Here is an 18,090-nt window from a genome sequence, read left to right as displayed (position 1 = left end):
CTTATCGGTCGTCCGATACGTGAAGACGAGGCGGAGGCCACGCGGAGACGCCGGAGAGACACGGCGAAGAGCCGGCTGGGGAGCTGACTGGGGAGCCCGGTTGGGGAGCCGGCCGGCCGAGAACCCGTAATACGCCTGTGACCAGCGGAATTACCGCTTCCGGCGCTGTTGCGAAGCAGTGACAGAGCAACGGGTTGATCCGGCGTGAAGTCCGGGTGAAGATCAATGCACCGCGAGCCGCCGGGGGGACAGACAAGACCGGTCGGCGCGCAGGCACTTCTCTCTTCTCTGCTCTCCCTTTCTCTGCTCTGCGCATGCCTGCTCTTCGCATGCCTGCTCTTCGCTTCTCTGCTCTTCGTTCAGTTGATTCCTTGGGGGGATCCGTCATGTCCGTTCGTTCCGTCGCCGGCCACCGCATCCGGACCGTGGCCGCGACCGCCGTCGTCGCCGCTGTCGCCGGCACCGCCTTCGTCCCGGCCACCGCCCTCGCCGCCGACCAGGCGGGCGCGCACGCGCTGAAGATGACGCTCGGCGCGCCCTCTCCGGGGGCCCCGCTGAAGCGCGGCGGGGCGACCGAGTCGATGGTCCTCACCGTCGCCAACTCCTCGGACAAGGCGCAGAAGTTCCAGGCCTGGTTGCCGGGCGAGCCGGACGGTCCGAGCCCGGTGCTGAAGGACTCCATCGTCTTCGACGTGACCGCGATCGACGCACCCGCGACCAAGTCCCAGGTCGGACGGCAGGACGGTAACTTCCAGGGCCTGTTCTTCCCGGCCACCGGCACCGCGGCGTCCAGCTTCTCCATCCCGGCGAAGACCTCGTTCACCTGGAAGGTCACCGTCGGCCTCGGCGCCTCCTACCCGACCAACGACGGCGACTTCACCCTCACCGCCGGCCCGCTGACCGACAACGTGGAGGCGGACGCGGCCCACAACACCGTGGTCTTCAAGACCGACCCGGCCATCACGCCCGGCAAGCTGAACGTGGCGTGGCAGCAGAAGGCGGGCGCGGTGGCCCGGCCCGGTCAGCGTGCCGAGCTGACGCTGAACGCCACGGCCACCGGCCCGGGCGAGTTCCCCGCCGAGTTGAAGCGCACGGTGTCGGCCCAGCAGTTCCGCCACGGCGCGGGCAACCCGGACTTCATTCTGGAGGCCGAGATCGACGGCAGAATCGTGAAGCTGAAGGAGTTCAACGACAACGAGTGGGAGCTCCCCTCGATCGCCAAGGGCTTCAGCGCCGCCAAGGGCACCGAGGGCATCAAGCTCTACCTCTCGCTGGGCGAGAACACCGACATCAAGAAGGACACCGTCGTCCCGCTGGACGCGCTCTTCTCCCAGGAGGACTCCTGGGGCTTCAACGGGGCCGAGACCCGGGTGAAGGCCGGCCCGTCCCTCGCCACCACGCCGAGCGGCACGCCGTCCACCACGCCGTCCACCACCCCCACCGCTTCCCCGTCCGCCTCGCCGTCCCCGTCGGCCTCCGTCTCCCCGTCGGCCTCCCCCTCCGCCACCACGACCGGTGGCACCACGACCACGACGGGCGCGCTGGCCGACACCGGTGCGGGCAACGGCGCTCTCTACGGCGCCCTGGCCGCCGCCCTGCTGGCCGTCGGCGGTACGGCGACCTGGTTCGGGACGCGCCGTCGGCGGGCGGCGACGCGCGTCTGACCGTCGAGGCACGCGGTACGTACAGGGGGAGGGCCCGGAGGCTGGTGTCACCGCCTCCGGGCCCTCCCCGTTCGTCGCGTGGGCTCAGCGCGCCCCGGGGTCGTACTTCTTCAGCGAGGCCTGGACCTCGGCCGCGTACGCGCCCTCCCACCACGGGATCGTCTCGACCAGCACCGGCTTGGTGCCGGAGGCGAGGACGAGGGCCCGGCCGGGCGGCATCGCGCCGAGGTCGGAGACCTGCAGCACCCGCTCGCGGCGGGTGGACTCGCTGATCGCGCGGTTGCCGGACCAGCCGCCGAACTCCGACTCCCGGCTCGTCTGGTACTCGCGCAGCTCGAACTCGCCGGCCAGCTCGCTCAGGTCGCCCAGGAAGCGGGTGTCGGAGACGCCGCCGCCGTAGACGCGGACGTTCGCCGCGGACCACAGCTTCTCCATGCCGCGCTCGCCCCACACCTCGATGCCCTGCGCCCAGGACTGCAGGATCGTCATCAGGATGATGCCGCGCGAGCCGTAGTGGGAGTACAGGTCGGGAAGGTTGCGCCAGCGGCACACGTTGGCCGCCTCGTCGAGCACGCCGACGAGGGGCAGCGGGAGCCGTCCGCCGCGCTGCGTGGTGGCGAACTCCTCGGCGGCCTCGACGACGGCGACGGTTAGCGCGGTCACCAACGGCCCGGCGGAGTCGCGTCCTTCCCGGCTCAGGGAGTAGAGCGTTCCGCCGCCGCGCACGAACTCGTGCGGGTCGAACTCGCCCGCGTAACTGTCGGCGGGCGGCGTCACCCACCGGTTGACTTCCGGGTTGACCAGGCAGGACGCCATCTGCTGGGCGACGCCGTAGATGCCGCTGCGCTGCTTGTCGGGGGCGTTGATGACGCCGGCCAGGCCGTCCGCGGACATGGCGTGCCCGGCGCCGCGCAGGATCCGCTCCGGGGCGTCGTCCTTGGGGTTGGAGAGCCAGGTGTAGATCTGCGTGATGGGCGCCTTGGCGCAGGCGGCGGCGAGCAGCAGGTTGGCGAGCAGGTCCTGGCCGGCCGGGTCGAAGAAGGCGTCGGTGGAGGCGTTCGCGTCCCGCGAGCCGCTGGCGAAGTGGTCGGCCATCTTGCGGGCCTTGGCGACGTCGGTGACGTACGACAGCGGGTTCCACCACCAGGTCGGCGTCTCCTGGGCGACCTGCTGCGGGTCGAACACCCACACCGGCCCGCGCGCGGTCCGCGGTCCGCGGGTGGCGTCCACGATGTCCCGCTTGTTGGAGGTGACGAGGACCGCGCCGGGCCCGTCGAGGATCGCCGGGATGGCCCGCCGAGTGGTCTTGCCGGTCCGGGGCCCCCAGATGTCGACGTGCATGTCCTCGTAGGACCCGTACAGCGGCTGACGGCCCTTGACGGACCGTCCGATGAACACGCCGGGCGTGGACGACTGCACGCCGAGCCGCTCGGCGGTGGCGGCGGCGCCCTTCATCGTCAGCTTGCCGAGCTCCTCGCCCTTCGCGAGGTGCTTGGCGGCGCCGTCCACCTTGGGCTTGTTCCGGAACCGCTCGCGCACCCGGTAGGCGGCCACGCCGAGCAGCCCGACCACGACCGCCTCCGCGGCCGCGACGGCACTGGCCGGCGAACCGGGCCAGCTGTAGTCGCCCTTGACCACCTCGACGAGGAACGTCAACGGATTCGACGCCGGCGCGGGCTCGTCGGCATACCCGGCCCCGATCTTCGCCGCGAGCCAGGCGCCGGCGCCGACGAGGAGCACGACCGCGACGGCGATGACGATCTCGAAGGTCCAGTCGTCCTCGGCGCGGGGCTTCTTCTGCTGTTCTGCGGTCACCCGCGGGTCCGTCCTTTCTGGACTTCCTGGCCTGTGTGGGGCTCGGCCGGGTGCCGGTCAGGCCTTCGTCGCCAGGAAGGCGAAGAGGCCGTCGTCGGCAGGGATGAGTGTGTAGCCGTCGGTGGTGAACTGCGTGGGTGCGTCCGTCCCCTGGGGGACCACGCCCATCAGGCGCTTCGTCGCCATGGACAGGGCTCCCTGGTCGGAGTCGAGCTCCGCGAACAGGACGTCGCCCGTCGTCACCGCGACCGGTCGGATCTCCTTCTCGTCGGCCCCCTGTCGCCACAGCTCGGCGCCTGTCGCGGTGTTCCAGGCCACCGCCTCTCCGGCGAAGTCGACGACGGCGGTCCTGCCGTCGGGGGAGACCACGGGGACGTCGACCTGCTGGAACTCCTTGACGGTGGTGCGTGGACCGACGGCCAGGGTGGCTCCGGTGCGCAGGTCGACGGTGGTGATCACCGCGTCGTTGGAGCCGCTCGCCGACCAGACGAGGATTCCCCGGTCGCCGTGGAGGGCGTAGAGCTCGGCATCCGGTTCCTCGTCGTCCTCGATCTGCGCGACGACGTCCTTGGGCGGGGTGAGATCCGTGGTGGTCCAGAGGGGCTTGCCCGTGCTGCGGTCGATCACCGACACGGGTTCGTTCCTGCCGTCGCCCTCGACCGCGCATCCCTGTCCGGTGCCGAGGGGTTCGGCCTCGGCGAGCTTCGCGGGAAGCACGAGGTCCTTGCCGCCGCCGATGGGCGCCAGCGTGCGGTTCTCGTCGTCCTCGCCGGGCAGCAGCACATGCCCCCGGACGACGGGGAGTCCCGCATGGTCCTCGCCGGAGTACGTGGAGCTGCCCAGCTTCGTGCCGCTGGGCGCGTACATGGTGTAGACGGTCTTCACCGCGGCCTTCTTCAGGCCGCTTGCCTCGGTGTTCTCGCAGCTGCGGATCAGCACGGCCGGGGAGCCGTCCTTCCAGGCGCCCACCTGGACCTGCGCTTCGGGGCCGGGTCCGTCGCTCTCGGACGGGTCGTACGTGCACTCGACGGTGAAGGCCTTGCGCTCCTTGCCGGTCGCCGCGTCGTAGAGGTGACCGACGAAGTGCGCCGTCTGCGGGTCCGTCTCGCCCTCCGCGACCCGCTCGGACAGGTCCTCGACCAGGAGGAAGGCGTCGCCGACCGCACAGCTGCCGTCCTGCCCCTGTTCGTCGGCCGCGAGCGCGGCGTCGCCCGCGCACGACCGGTGAGCACCGGTCTTCTGGGCGAGGCTCCACGCGGGCTTCGCCGAGAGCCCGGGGATCGGGTCGCCCGGGTAGGCGAGCGACCTGGCCGCGGACGCCGACGCGGGCGGGGAGGCCGGTCCCGTCGCGTCCTTGCCCGCCGGCTCGTCACCGCCTCCGCAGCCGGTGAGCAGTCCCAGGGACAGCACGGCACCGGCGATGGGGGCGGTACGTGGCTTCGTCAACTTCCTTGCTCCGTCGAGTGAGATCAGACATGAGTGGCGGGCGGGCGTGCCAGGCCTCAGGCGCCCGCGGTGTCGTTCGTGCCGTCGCCCTCGACCGCGTTCGTGCCCTGGGGGATCGGGACGCGGTAGACGCCGGTGATCTTGTCCTGGTAGTCCCACTTGCTGAACTCGACCGACTTGCCCGGCCGCGGAGCATGGATGATCTTGTGGCCCTTGGGGTCCCAGACCAGTCCGACATGGCCCGAGTGGTTGCCCTCCGGCCGGAAGAAGATGACGTCGCCGGGCTGGGCCTCGGACAGGGGCACCTCGTACTTCTTGAGGTAGGGCTCCTGGGTGTACGTCGTCGTACCGATGTTGATCTTCCCGCCACTGGCCATGTAGTACGCCCACTGCGTGAAGCTGGAGCAGTCGAAGCTGGTCGGGTTCTGGCCCTGCAGGCGCGGTGCGCCGAACACGTACGGGGTGCCGATGCCGCGCTGGGCCCAGCCGAGGACGGCGCGGATGACCGGGTCGTCGGAGTCGGGGAGCACACCGGAGGCGCCGGCGCCGTCGGGAGCGACGGCCGCACCGCCGTTGCCCTCGGCGCACTCGGCGTACTGGGCGTCCTTGCTCTGCTCCTCGGAGCCGGGAACCGTGCCGTAGTCGGGGTTCGCGGTGACCCTGCCCGCCATCCACGCGGCGGGATCGACCATGCCGGGGCCTTGGTCCTGACCCGCGACGAAGGGGTTGTCGACGCCCGGGACCCGGACCTCCCAGTGCAGGTGGGGCCCGGTCACGTTGCCCGTCGCGCCGACCGTGCCGATCTGCTGACCGCGCTTCACCTGCTGGCCGACGGACACATGGATCGAGGTCTGGTGGGCGTAGAGCGTGACGACGCCGTCCGCGTGCTGGATCTCCGTCTCGTTGCCGTACGAGCCGCCGGGGCCCGCCTTGACGACTTTGCCGTCGGCCGGGGCGTAGATCGGGGTGCCGCTGTCCGCCACGAGGTCGAGGCCGGTGTGGTAGCCGAGGCTCCACATGTTGCCGTTCTGGTGGTAGGGCGTGCCCAGCGCATAGGAGCCCGACTTCATGGGCCACTGCCAGTCCTTGCCGCCGACGACGGGCGGCTTGGCCTCGGGGAAGGCGACGGTCGTCACCCCCGTGCTGCCCGCCGCGTTCATCGCGCTCGCGAGACTCGTGCCGTACGCGGCCGGGGCCATGGCGGTGGTGGTCGAGCCGTCGTCGCCGGACAGCGGCGGGGTCGACCACGAACGGGCCGAAGAGGCCGGGATGCTGAGCGCCTTGCTGGGCTGCGCGTCGTTGCCGACCGGCTCCGGGATGTCCGACTGCTGCCCCAGGGTGGGGAAGTCGGGGTTCTTCTCGATGGTCTCCTTCAGGTGCGCGTACCAGCGCTTGATGAGGTCCTGATCGCCGGTCAGCACCCCGCGGTAGCGGGCTGCCTGGGTGAGGACCACCCGCGGGTAGATCGTGTTGGAGGCCGTCGAGCCGGAGTAGATCTGCAGCGCCTTGAACGGAGCGGTCTCGGCCTTCTTGGCGTGCAGGAAGTTGGCCGCGGCCCAGGCCGCGTCGTCGATGTTGTAGAGGTCCTTCTTGCCGTCGCCGTTGCCGTCGGCGCCGTAGTCCGTCCAGGCGGGCGTGCCGAACTGCAGGATGCCCATGTAGCCGAGGGAGTTCTTGCCGCCGGGTGCGGCCGACTGGTCCTGGCCGTACTTGGTCTCCTGGTACATCTGCCCGGCGATCAGCGTCCAGTCGAGGCCGTCGTAGTTGGCGGCGGCGCGCATCGCGGCGAGGATCATCTTCGGCGGTATCTCGGCGCGCGCGGTCTCGCTCGGCATGTACATCTTGCCGGCCGGCATGATCGGGTTGGTGGCGGCGGCGTCACCGGTGTTGCCCGCGCCGGCGTTGTCCGCGTAGTCACCGCAGGCCGCGTTCGCGGCGCCGTTGCCGACGCCGCCGACCATGCTGCCGATCAGCAGCAGGACGAGGAAGACCACGGACGCGGCGGCAAGACCGCCGCCACCGCCGATGATCATCCACCACTTGACGGACTTGTCCTTCTTCTTGCCGCCGTCGCCGTCCGGCCCTCCCCCGGAGCCTGCTGCGGCCTTCGCCTTCTTGGCGGCCTTGGCGACCTTCGCGGCCTTCTGCGCGGCCAGGAGTACAGCGGGTGCCACCATGGCGGGCTCACTCCCCCGAGTCGTCGGAGGCGCCGACGTCGCCGAGTCCGAAGACGTCGAAGCCGGAGACCTCCCACTGGCCGCCGTCTTCCTTGACGGTCACCAGCCACTCGTTCTCCTCGGTGGAGGACTGTCCGCCGGACGTGTGCGTGGCGGTCACCTTCACCAGGCTGGATATGGTCCGTCCGCTGCCGCGCACCACATCGTCCGCGATCACCGCGTCACGTTCCACGACCGCGGCGCCCTTGGACGAGCACTCCTCGGCCTGGCAGGTCGCCCACTCCTTGCCGGACGGCAGCACGGTCGCCTGCTTCATCTGCGGGTCGCCGGAGGTGAGTTCGAGCAGCGGGGCGGTCCAGGCGGCCGACTTGCTGGTGTGGTCGTAGGTGGTGATCCCGGCCATGTACTGCGCCATGACGGCATGCGCCCGGGCCAGTTCGGTGGCTTCGACGATGGGGGTGGCGCCGCCGCCGGGCGCGTCGGATCCCGAGGACCCGGAGCCCGCGCCGGCGCCGTTCTGTCCGGCGGCGGTGGCGACCGGTGCCGCGTCCCCGGCGTCACCGTCGTCCCCGTCGAAGACGGTGAACACGGTCAGCACGAGAATCAGCAAGACGCCGAGCACGACCAGAGGTAGTAGTGCCGTGCGCTTGTTCTCGGCAGGCAACTCCACGTTCCCGCGCCTCCCTTGTGCTGAGCCGGTACGGCGGTCGACGGGTGACCGGGACACGGTAGGTGGCCCAGGCGTGGGGGAGCTTCGGGTTTTCCTGGAGAGGAAAGAGGTGAAGACGCCTCGGGAAAGGGGAGGAAAGACGGAGGGCGCGGTGTGCGGAGGGGGAGGTGCGTCGAGCGTCGCCGTGCGGAGGCCTGCCCGACGGCGGTCACTCGGGTCGTGGATCCACCGGCAGCGGGTCGAACGGGTAGGCCGTGTGCCCGTCCTTGGGCGAACAGGCGGCGAACGGGCCCGCGTCGGCGTCCATCAGCACGCGCAGATGCGGGTCCGCGTGATGCAGCCACCACGTCGACATGCCGAGCGCCGGGTCCTGGCGCAGGTGCTCCCAGGCCAGCCAGAGCGCGGAGAGGCGGGCGCCGGCCTCGGGGTGCTCCCACCACCTCGGGCACCAGGTGGCCGAAGAGCCGTTGAGACGGCGGCGGATCATCTGGGCGAGGTAGTCGGACACGAAGACGAAGACGTCCGCGAAGTAGAACTCCGGCTCTTCGGCGGTGGGTTCGGTCACGGTCATCGTTCGACTCCTGCGGGCTTCTGCTCGGGAACCGGGGGCGGGAGGGTGAGCGCCGCCGCCGGGTTGAGGACTCCGTGTCCGGCGGTCGGCCCACGGGGCGTCGCGGGGCGGGCCACGGGGGGCACGTCGCCCGTTCTCTCGATCGTCATCGGCTCCGGCTCCCTCTCGATCGGCTGATCGGTGATCACGTGATCCCGCGATCAGGTCAGGAAGATACCGAGCAGCAGCAGCGCCACCACGATCGCGCCCATCACGATCCGCGCCGTCGGGTCTTCTCGTTCCCAGAGGTCATGAACCACGGTCCAGCCGCTGAGGCGCGCCGCGCGACCCCCCTGAAGCCGGTCGGCCAGACTCTGCTGGTCCTCGTCGACGCTCTCCTCGTCGGCCGCGAGCGGCTCGGGGTCGGGGTCGTCGTCGAAGCCGACCGGCAGCCCCTGCTGCTCCTGCGCCACCAGGACCAGCTGCTCGAGGAGTTCGGGAATCGTGTTCGGCGTGAGCGGATAGGCGAAGGTCCCGTACGGCGTCTCCACGCACAGGCTGGTCTGCCAGGGGTTGCCGGGCTCATAGCCTTCGACCCATGCGCGGTCGGCCTGGAACACCTGAGGCGCCTGAGGCGCCTGAAGGGCCTGGGGGGCCGGCACGGCGGCGGGGGCAGGAGCGGAAGCCTGCTGGACCGGCGGGGCCTGCTGGACCGGCGGGGCCTGCTGAGGGATGTCCCGGCTACGCGGGTCGGGCTGCTGCGGGTTCCCGTGGTGGTCGGTCAACTCTCGTCCTTCGCCGGGTCCGTCGGATCCAGGGGTGGTGCCGGGTAGCGGTACCGGGCGCGTCGAGCGGACGCGCCCAGCGCATTGTGGGCCCAGGGCGGCTCTCGGCGTCCCGGCATCCTCCCGGCGTGTCCCTGACAGTTTTCCCGACGCGATTCCCCCCGCACACCGCGTCGGGAATTCCCGAAGTCCCGGCGAGGAAAGCGACACCGGTCCGGTGACAGGACTTTGTCACACTGCCAAGCGCACCTGGCCGGGCCAGGGCCCGTCGTGCGGTGCGGTCGTGACCCGCCCAGGCGGACGGGGAACCGACTCGCTGGAGTAACCGACTCGATGACAGACCACAACAGCCCTGCTGGCGCGGTCGGCGGAGGCCAGCCTTCCGGGCAGCCCGGGTCCTTCGGTCCTTCCCAGCAGCCGCCGCAGCAGGCGTGGCAGGGGCAAGGGCATGCCCAGCACGGCGCCGCCCCGCAGCAGCCGCAGCCCGCCCAGCCCCAGCAGCTCCCCTCCGACGCGGCCCGCGCCCAGGTCGCCGCCGCCTGGGTGCGCAACACGCCCCGGGCCGGCCAGGCCGCCGTGCCGTCGCTGCCGCCGCGTGAGACGCGTCCCCAAGGCGAGTCCAAGAAGGAGAAGCGGGAGCGGGAGCGGGCTGCGCGCAAGGCGGCGTACGAGCAGAAGAAGGCGGAGAAGGAGCAGCGCAAGCACGGCGGCGCCACGACGGCCTACGCCGCCACCGCACCCACCGCGCCCGCACCCGCCGCGCCTGCGCCCGCCGTGACGGCCCGGCCCACCTCCCAGGCACCGGCCGCCGGCGCCTCCGCCACCGCACCCCGCCCGACGACCGCCACCGCCCCGGCCACGGGCGCAGCCGCCTCCGCGCACACCGCCTTCAGGCCCGCGCCCGCCCGAGACTTCGACGTCCCCAAGCCCGGTGGCCGCATCCCCAGCGGTGGACGCCGTACGCACGTCGCGCTGCGCGCCACACTCCTGATCACCACATGCGTGTTCGCGCTGGGGTCGTGCGGCGTGATGGGGCTGGTGGTCGGCAAGTCCTCCACGACCACCGCTGCCGGACTCGACGCGGCGGACGCGACCCGCTACCGGCTCACCGAGTTCCCCACCGAGCAGGCGGCGGCCTTCGCCGAGCAGTACGCGCAGCTGTGCATGACGTTCTCCCCGGACACGTCGTCCGCGCGCCGGACCGGCCTGGCCCGCTACGCCTCCGCCGGCGTCGACCCCGAGTGCGGCTGGAGCGGAGAGGGCACCAGCAAGGCGCTCTCCGCGACCTGGGACGGCACCGCCGAGAACCTTCCCGAGTTCGGCGACCACGGCCGCTACATCGGAGTGCAGGTCCGGACGGACGACGGGGCGCTCACCACGCTCACCGTCCCGGTGTACGTGCAGAACCTCAAGACGGGCGAGGGGATGCGCATCGCCGGCGACGTCGGCCAGATGCCGTTGCCCGCGCGCGCGGACGTGCCGGAGGTCGACCAGAGCGACGAGGTCGTGGACGAAGCCCTGTCCACGCAGCTCCAGCAGAAGGTTCTGCCGGGCTACTTCGCAGCCTGGGGGGCCTCCGACGCGACCGCGATGTCCCGTTTCATCACGCCCGACGCGACGCTGACGGCCACCACCGGCCTCTCCGGGAGCCTGGCGAACCCGCAGGTCGGCACCGTCGTCGCGCTCGTCCCGACGAGCCTGCAGGACACCGACCCGTACGCCTACAGCGCCGGACAGGCCGTCCAGGTGCGCGTGGCCGTCGACTGGAGCGACGCCAAGGGCGTCGTCGTCAGCCGCGCGTACCGGATGACGATGGTGAACACGGCCCAGGGCTGGTTCATCAAGGACATCCGGGGCGGTGTGCTCGACGAGCAGGGCGGCCGAGCCGACAGCGACGACACCGGCAGCGGTGCCGCGACGGGAACCGCCTCCCCGTCCGCCGCGGCCTCCCCTTCCACTTCGGCCACCACGACCACCCCGTCGTCCGCGGGCGCCAAGCCGCCCAAGTCCTGACCGGACCGCGCCACCCTCACACCACCGCTCAGCACCACTTCACCACCCGAGAGGAATCACCATGTACCTGGCTGCCGGTACGACCCTGGACGAGATGTTCGGAAAGATCGAGGACATCCTCCGCAACGCGGGCACCATGGTCGCCGTCATCGCCCTGCTCGTCCTCGGCATCCGCATGCTGCTGTCGATGAAGCGCGGCGACGGCATGCGCGAGGCCTTCCAGGGCTTCGGCATGATCGCGCTCGCCGCCCTGATCATCGGCGGCGCCAGCGGCCTCGCCGGTGTGCTGATCGGCCTCGGCACAGAGATCGGCGGCGGCAACTGACCTTCCCCTCGGGCCCTGCCCGACGGACCGTCAGTAGCCGTCCCAATCAGGGGAGTTCGCAGACATGAGCCAGGAGGCACCGCCGGAGCCGCTGGTCGCGTACGACCACACCGATCTGGTCAACCGCCCCAAGCGGATCTGGAACTGGGGCAACATCCCGCTGCCGGGCCTGCTGCTGCCCGCGCTGGGCGCGGCCTTCGGCTTCGGGCTGGTCTGGCTCGTCACGCTGTTCACGATGTCGGCGTTCCTGCCGTTCCTCGGCATGTCGATGTGGACGTCGATCCTCTACTTCGGGCCGCCGTTCGCCGTCTACTTCGTCTGGGGACGGCCGCTGCCCTCGGCGCTCACGCTGAGCCAGCAGATCGTGGTGTGGACCGACTGGTGGTTCCAGCCCAAGCGCCTGCAAGGCCTCGCCGCGGACCAGGAACCCGAGGAACTGCACTGGCAGGTCATCCTCTTCACCCCCGGCTCGCCGCGCTGGCAGGCCCGCTACGACGCCGCTCGCCGGGCCGCCGCAGCGCGCGGCAGCGCCTTCTCCACCTACCGCTGACCCCCTACACGTCAACTACCGCAGGATGAGTCCTCCATGTTCATGTTGATCCTTTTGGGCGGGGCGGCCGCCTTCTTCGTGGTCGCCATGATCATGGCCGCTTCGTCGAGCAAGAAGAACGGCCAGGGCGGCGGCAGGAGTTCCTCCGCCGGACGCTCCAAGCCGTCCGGCGCGGCGGCCGCCACTCGCCGCGAGGACCTCCGCCTCCCCTACCGCTACGCCGACGACATGATCTTCGTGCACGGCGACTCGGTGTGGACGGGCATGGTCCTGCCCAACGCCATCGACGAGTACCTGAACGCCGGCGAGCTCCAGGCGATGGCCGAGGGCCCGGCCCGCGGTCTGCTCAACCTGGCCCGCGGCGACCGCAACGTCGAGTGCCACTACCGCAAGGTCTACCAGCCGATCACCGCGCTGACCTGGGCGGAGGAGCTGAACGCGATCGCCTGGGAGCCCACCGAGAACTACAAGGCGTACAACCTGCGCAAGGCCGAGTACCAGGAGCGCATCGGCGCCAAGCGGGAGCGCAACATCCTGCTGGTGAAGCTGGGCTCGCTGAAGCGCTCCAGCGGCGGCAGCGGTGTCCTCGCCCAGGACGACGAGCCGTACAACGAGCCCGGTCTCCTCCGGGGCGTCCGCGGCGCCGCCGACCAGGTGGCCGCCACCGCGACCGGCGTCGCCGACGAGTACCTCTCCCCGCACGTCCTCGCCGAGTGGACGCAGACGGCCGTCGAGGTCCACGAGAGCCTGGAGGGCCTCAAGGGCACCCCGCTCAGCCGCGAGGAGCTCGTCTGGCTGATCCGCAAGCCGCTGCACGGCGACCTCCCGGTCCCGCCGGAGCCGGTGCTCGGCTCGCGCGCCTGGGGACCCGACCAGTTCGACCTGGTCGTCGACTTCTCCGGCGAGAACCGCAAGACGCACATCGTGCTGAACCAGTACGACGAGGTCACCGGCGAGCAGCAGACCAGCTACACCACCACCCTCGTCGCCGCCAACTGGCCCGCCGAGACCCGCTTCCGCCAGTCCACCGCCTGGGCCCGCTACGCCGCCCAGCACGTGGAGTTCCCGGTCGAGATCGACATGCGGTTCACGCTCATCCCGTACCTGAAGTTCAAGGACCGCGCCGACAAGATCCGCGGCAACCTGGTCGACGAGATGAACGACATGGCCAACTCGGGCCGCAGCCCCGACACCAAGCTGGCCACGCAGGTCACCCGCGCGCAGGAGCTCGTCGACGACATCGACGAGCACAAGATGCCGGGCATGGAGGCGCAGATCCGCTTCACGATCTCCGCGCACGACGTGAAGGAGCTGGAGCGCCGCCGCCGCGTGCTGGAGATGCAGTTCAAGCAGGACCTGAAGGTCACGCTGCTGCGCCCGACCCGCCAGCAGTGGCGACTGCTCCAGTCCCAACTCCCGGGCGACGCGCCCAAGCTGCCGATCGCTCCCTACCTGCGGCTCCAGGAGGTCGAGCAGCTCGGCGCCGGACTGCCCACCGCGGGCACGGAGTTGGGCGACAACCCCGAGCAGCGGTCCGGCAAGCGGCTGGGCTGGGTCGGCAACCTGGTCGGCTGGGCGGGCAAGATGCCGGTCCACTACTCGCTGCACGTCGGCCCGGCCCGCAACGACGGCGGTGGCCTGGCGATCGTCGGCGCGTCGGGCGGTGGAAAGTCGTCCCTCGCCCTGCAGAAGTTCTACGAGGAGTCGGAGTCCGGCGTCCGCTGCCTGGTCATCGACCCGAAGACCGACTTCGCCCAGCTGTGCTACTACCTGGCCTTCGGCTCCCAGGTGAACGACCCCGCCTTCGCGGGCGACGCCGAGCAGGGCCTCCTGGGCACCCCGGAGAGCCGGTTCCACCCGGTGAACCCCGAGTTCTGGGCGGAGACGGAGGTCGTCGACCTCCTCAAGGGCCAGGCCGGCGTCCTGGACCCGTGGGTCATCGCCCGGGACATCCCCGCGGGCCGGCTGCTCGCCGAGTCCATGCTCCGGGGCTTCCTCGGCGACGACGACTACCAGCGCGTCCGCCTCCCCGTCATCGAGGGCATGGCGACGGTCATCGGCCGCTACAACTCCGCGATCCGCCAGGCGGTCGAGCAGGGCCACACGGCCCGCGACGCCGAACTCGCCGTCCCCCGGCCGACGTTGTGGCAGGTCGTCGACGAGGTCGTCGCGGCGTACGACCAGGCGGTCGCGTCCGGCGACCGGGAGGCGATCAAGGACCTGAAGCTCGCGCAGATGCTCCTCACCGAGCTGCGCACACTGCCGTACGCCCGGCTCTCCTTCGCCGAGCGCCCGCAGCCGCTGTCCAGCATGCGCAAGCGCCGCACGGTCATCACCCTGCGCGGTTTCCAGTCCCCCGCGGCCTCCGACCCGCGCAGCTGGAACCCGGCGGAACGCCTCGCCGCGACGGCCCTGATGGCGGTCGTGGAGCTGGGCAGCCAGATGCTCGACGTCGGCTACGAGAAGAACCCGGTGACCGGCGAGATCGGACTGCGCCCCAAGGCGCTCTTCGTCGACGAGGCGTACGTCGTCACCGCGACCGAGTCCGGCCGCGACCTGATGCGCCGCGCGCTCAAGCAGGGCCGTTCCTATCTCGCGGTCACCGTCCTGATCACCCAGCAGGCCATCGACCTGGTCCAGATCGAGGACTCCGAGGCCCGCAGCGGCGGCGCCAACCAGATCCACACGGTCTTCGCCTTCAAGCAGAAGTCGGCGCAGGAGGCGTCCCTGGTGGCCCCGCTGCTGGGCCGCCCGGAGAACGACCCGAAGGTCATCGCCGCGCTGCAGGAACTCCGCACCGGCGTCTGCCTCCAGCGCGACGCGGACAAACGCGTCGGCACGGTCGCCGTCGACCTGGTCTTCAAGGAGATCCTGGCCGCCACGGACACCAACGGCACCACCCGCCCGGCCCGCCAGGGCGTCAACCCGCCACTGAGCGTGTGGGACTGGACCTTCCTCCAGGAGGTCGAGGAGGACCCGGCTGCCTCCCGGCCCGCAACGCCGGAATCGGCCGCCGTATGACCTCGCCCGAACCCGTCTCGTCCCAGGAGGCAAGCGTCCCCATGTCCCTGTCCAAGCTCCTGCCCACGGGCATCGTCTCCGTCGCCCTGCTCACCGCGCTGACCGGCTGCGGTTCCGACTCGGACGCCGACGGCGACGGCGCCACGGCCTCCTCTTCGACGTCCGCTTCCACGTCGGGCTCCGGTTCCGGTTCCGGTTCCGGTTCCGGTTCCGCGAGCCTGCCCAGCGCCAAGACGCTGAGAGACGTCCAGGAGTTCATCACCGGCGCGGGGCTCCCGTGCGACAACCTCACCGACGACGAGAGCGGTCAGGGGACGCCTGCCGAAGGGTTCCTCGGCCCGGCCACCGACTCCGACGACGCCGACCGGAAGCGTGAGGCGGACGCCTGGTCGATCAGGCTGTCCGGTTTCTGCGGGGAGACCCGGTCCGACGTGGGTGGCTGGGTCATCTATCTGCCGAACGACATGAAGGCGTTCCAGGAGAACTACCGCAAGAAAGCCCTGGAGAGCGCGAAGGACAACGGCTGGACGGAAAAGGGGAAGCGCGGAAAGTTCTTCTTCGGCGCCGACTTCGTCCTCGATCCCACGAACTACCAGGCGAGCAAGACCCTCCTCGAAGCCGGATTGCTGCTGGAGAACTGCGACCCCGATTTCAAGGCTCCTGACGGCTACCGCACGCAGGATGCGCTGGCGAGCGGCTGTGTACTGACCAACTACCTCCTCGATCCCCTGGACCAGTAGGCAGACCTGCCGATCCGCTGTGCGCTGAGCGACTGCTACGGCGGCTGAGCCCGCACCTCGAGCACCTCACCCTGCCCACGCGTACCCCGAAGGAATACAGATGCATCCGCGCAACGCGCTGAGCCGTCGCATACGGAAAGCCGGTGTGGCCGCCCGCGCCGGCCTCTTCGTGGTGCTGGCGCTGATCGCCCTCACCCTGGCCGCGCCGAGTTCGGCGTACGCGGACTTCGCCTGCAACTTCACCGGCGACGAGAGCTACCACATGGACTCGCCGGGCAGTAATGGCGAGGGCATCATGCCCGCTGTCGTGCAGTGGAAGGACGGCGACGGCTCCAAGAACCTCGGTGACCAGTCGGGCACGGTCAGGGGCTCCTTCCCGGTGGAGCCGGACCAGGCGGCGCACTACACCCTGTACGAGCTCAACGGCATGCGCGGCCTGAACTGGTCCATGACCTTCAAGGGCAAGGGCGACGCCTCCGAGGAGAACGGCTCGTGGGGCAGTGGGGCCGACTCCTGCCAGGTCATGGCCTATGTCAACAACGGCATAGCGGACGCCGTCTTCTACGGCACCAAGGTGCTCACCCGGTTCTCCATCTCCATCAAGGAGATGGCGTCCAACCCGAGTCCCTTCTCCGGCCTCTACTCCGGCCGCGACAACGTGGTGACGACCCTTCGTGACAACGTCCTGAAGCCCGCCGTCACGGTCATGATCCTGCTGGTCGGCCTCTGGGTGTTCACGAAGTGGCGCAAGGGCGACATGCGTGAGGTGTGGGCGGGAGTCTCCTGGACCGCCCTGACCGTGATCGCCGTCATGGCGTTCCTCACGGGCAACAACTACGACAGGGTCGTCGAGAGCTCGGACAAATGGATCGCCAAGGCCAACTCGGCGCTCAGCTCGACCGTCCTCGCGGGCGTCTCGGGCAAGATGCAGAGTCCGTGCGATCTGCCGAACAACGGCAGGGACGAGCCCGGAGAAGTGGGCCTGCGCCTGTCGAGCTGCGCCATGTACGACACGCTCGCCTTCCGTCCCTGGGCCATGGGCCAGTTCGGCGACGTGGGCGCGAACTGCATCTTCAGGAACGACAGCAACGGAAAGGTCTCCGCCGAGGACGGGACCTGCACGTTCAGCAGCGGCACCAACTACACCTGCTACTGGGGCCAGAAGGACGGAGCCCGCTGTGGCGACCTCCGCGTCCGCCAGGCCGTCGCCCAGTCCTGGACCAATGTCGACAGCCAACGCGGCTCGGCCAAGCCGAAGGGCGACAAGTTCGGCGAGTGGGAGAAGATCCGCATGGACATCGCCGTCAGTGAGGAGGCGGCGGACGGCACCATCTACCCCGTCGCCTTCAACGACTGGGCCGGCAAGAACGCCACCGACCGGGTGGGCATCGCCTTCTACTCCCTCGTGGCCGCCTTCATCGTCGGCGTGATGGTCCTCGCGCTCAGCGCGCTCACCCTGCTCTGGCACGCGGTCACGCTGATCCTGGTCATGCTGCTGCCGCTGGTGGCCACGCTCGGCATCCACCCCTCCCAGCAGAAGCTGCTGAAGAGCTGGCTCGAGACGTTCATCCACAGCTTCGTGCTGCGCGCGGGCTTCGGAGTCATCCTCACCGTGCTGCTCGTGCTGTACCAGATGATCCTGCCCGCGCAGATCGCCCTCGGCACCCAGTTGCTCATGCTGCTCCTGGTCACCGTCGCCGTCGTGATGATGCTCAAGAAGCTCCTCGGCGGGAACTTCACCCCGCAGGTGGCGGGCGGCGAGGACGCGCTCGGCATCCGGGACGCCGCCGGCAAGGTGACCGCCATGGCGCCGGGCCTCGCCGCCTCCACGGCCAAGACCACGGGCCGCGTCGTGAGCGGTGGCGCCCGAGGCTCCGCGCGCGTGGCGGACAAGGTCATCGCCGGGGGCAAGGGCCGCGAGAAGATGCAGCAATGGGGATGGATCGGTCAGTCCAAGCGTGAGCAGCGCAAGACTCAGCAGCAGTCGGCGGAGACGACGCGCATGCAGCACGAGATGACCCGGGAGGAGTTCGAAGCGCGGAAGGGTCCGGACCCGGAGGCGAAGCCCGGGCGCGGTCGTCGGGTCAGCGGCGGCACCGGCCAGTCGTCACCGCAGCCCGCGACACCGTCGGAGCCCCGCCCGGCACCGAATCCCGCACCGGCTCCGGCACCGGCACCGGCGTCGACTCCGGCTCCCGCTCCCGCTCCCAAGCAGCCGGCACAGCAGCCGGCCCCGCGTCCCCGCCCGGCGCCCACCACGCCGCCCGCAGCCCCCTCCCTGCCCTCGCCCCCGCCGCCCCGCGACCCCCGAGGCCCCAGCGGCCGTGTCTGACC

The 18,090-nt window shown here is 70.6% G+C and carries 14 protein-coding genes; 7 read left to right on the top strand and 7 right to left on the bottom strand.

Going from position 1 to position 18,090, the window contains the following annotated elements; genetic code table 11:
- Nucleotides 1–386 precede the first annotated feature (386 nt).
- Nucleotides 387–1,664 (top strand): hypothetical protein, encoded by a 1,278-nt coding sequence (locus ACWCPF_RS15335; RefSeq protein ID WP_451045510.1) that lies wholly within the window; start codon nt 387–389, stop codon nt 1,662–1,664.
- A gap of 84 nt (nt 1,665–1,748) precedes the next feature.
- On the opposite strand, the gene ACWCPF_RS15330 is transcribed toward ACWCPF_RS15335, so the two are convergent.
- From ACWCPF_RS15330 to ACWCPF_RS15300, 7 genes are all read right to left on the bottom strand, one after another.
- The gene (locus ACWCPF_RS15330) at nt 1,749–3,479 is read right to left on the bottom strand and encodes a type IV secretory system conjugative DNA transfer family protein (protein WP_451045509.1); all 1,731 of its coding nucleotides are present in this window, start codon (nt 3,477–3,479) and stop codon (nt 1,749–1,751) included.
- Nucleotides 3,480–3,536: 57 nt separating this feature from the next.
- Nucleotides 3,537–4,925 (bottom strand): outer membrane protein assembly factor BamB family protein, encoded by a 1,389-nt coding sequence (locus ACWCPF_RS15325; protein WP_451045508.1) that lies wholly within the window; start codon nt 4,923–4,925, stop codon nt 3,537–3,539.
- Nucleotides 4,926–4,981: 56 nt separating this feature from the next.
- Nucleotides 4,982–7,102, bottom strand: coding sequence for a peptidoglycan DD-metalloendopeptidase family protein (locus ACWCPF_RS15320; RefSeq protein ID WP_451045507.1), 2,121 nt, complete (start codon nt 7,100–7,102; stop codon nt 4,982–4,984).
- 7 nt (nt 7,103–7,109) lie between these two features.
- Nucleotides 7,110–7,772: a hypothetical protein gene (locus ACWCPF_RS15315; protein WP_451045506.1), complete on the bottom strand. Its 663-nt coding sequence runs from the start codon at nt 7,770–7,772 to the stop codon at nt 7,110–7,112.
- Between the two features lie 208 nt (nt 7,773–7,980).
- The gene (locus ACWCPF_RS15310; protein ID WP_451045505.1) at nt 7,981–8,343 is read right to left on the bottom strand and encodes a DUF4913 domain-containing protein; all 363 of its coding nucleotides are present in this window, start codon (nt 8,341–8,343) and stop codon (nt 7,981–7,983) included.
- Complete coding sequence (locus ACWCPF_RS15305; RefSeq protein ID WP_451045504.1) at nt 8,340–8,492, bottom strand: hypothetical protein; 153 nt, start codon at nt 8,490–8,492, stop codon at nt 8,340–8,342. The genes ACWCPF_RS15310 and ACWCPF_RS15305 overlap by 4 nt, the downstream gene beginning before the upstream one ends.
- 51 nt (nt 8,493–8,543) lie before the next feature.
- Nucleotides 8,544–9,107 (bottom strand): hypothetical protein, encoded by a 564-nt coding sequence (locus ACWCPF_RS15300; RefSeq protein WP_451045503.1) that lies wholly within the window; start codon nt 9,105–9,107, stop codon nt 8,544–8,546.
- Nucleotides 9,108–9,440: 333 nt separating this feature from the next.
- Between ACWCPF_RS15300 and ACWCPF_RS15295 the strand changes: the two genes are divergently transcribed.
- From ACWCPF_RS15295 to ACWCPF_RS15270, 6 genes are all read left to right on the top strand, one after another.
- The gene (locus tag ACWCPF_RS15295; protein ID WP_451045502.1) at nt 9,441–11,120 is read left to right on the top strand and encodes a conjugal transfer protein; all 1,680 of its coding nucleotides are present in this window, start codon (nt 9,441–9,443) and stop codon (nt 11,118–11,120) included.
- Nucleotides 11,121–11,181: 61 nt separating this feature from the next.
- Nucleotides 11,182–11,445 carry a TrbC/VirB2 family protein gene (locus ACWCPF_RS15290; protein ID WP_451045501.1) on the top strand — a complete coding sequence of 88 codons (264 nt, stop codon included), beginning with the start codon at nt 11,182–11,184 and terminating at the stop codon, nt 11,443–11,445.
- A 64-nt stretch (nt 11,446–11,509) separates the two neighbouring features.
- Nucleotides 11,510–11,995, top strand: coding sequence for a hypothetical protein (locus ACWCPF_RS15285; RefSeq protein WP_451045500.1), 486 nt, complete (start codon nt 11,510–11,512; stop codon nt 11,993–11,995).
- 36 nt (nt 11,996–12,031) lie between these two features.
- Nucleotides 12,032–15,016 carry an ATP-binding protein gene (locus ACWCPF_RS15280; protein ID WP_451045499.1) on the top strand — a complete coding sequence of 995 codons (2,985 nt, stop codon included), beginning with the start codon at nt 12,032–12,034 and terminating at the stop codon, nt 15,014–15,016.
- 41 nt (nt 15,017–15,057) lie between these two features.
- Entirely contained in the window at nt 15,058–15,756 is a 699-nt protein-coding gene (locus tag ACWCPF_RS15275) for a hypothetical protein (protein WP_451045498.1), read from the top strand.
- 100 nt (nt 15,757–15,856) lie between these two features.
- Nucleotides 15,857–18,088, top strand: a complete 2,232-nt coding sequence (locus tag ACWCPF_RS15270) for a hypothetical protein (RefSeq protein WP_451045497.1) — start codon at nt 15,857–15,859, stop codon at nt 18,086–18,088.
- Nucleotides 18,089–18,090 lie beyond the last annotated feature (2 nt).

The sequence above is a fragment of the Streptomyces sp. NPDC001858 genome, from assembly GCF_053594615.1.
The sequence above is the reverse complement of the archived record's forward strand: the minus strand, read 5'-3'. Positions and strand labels throughout refer to the sequence as shown.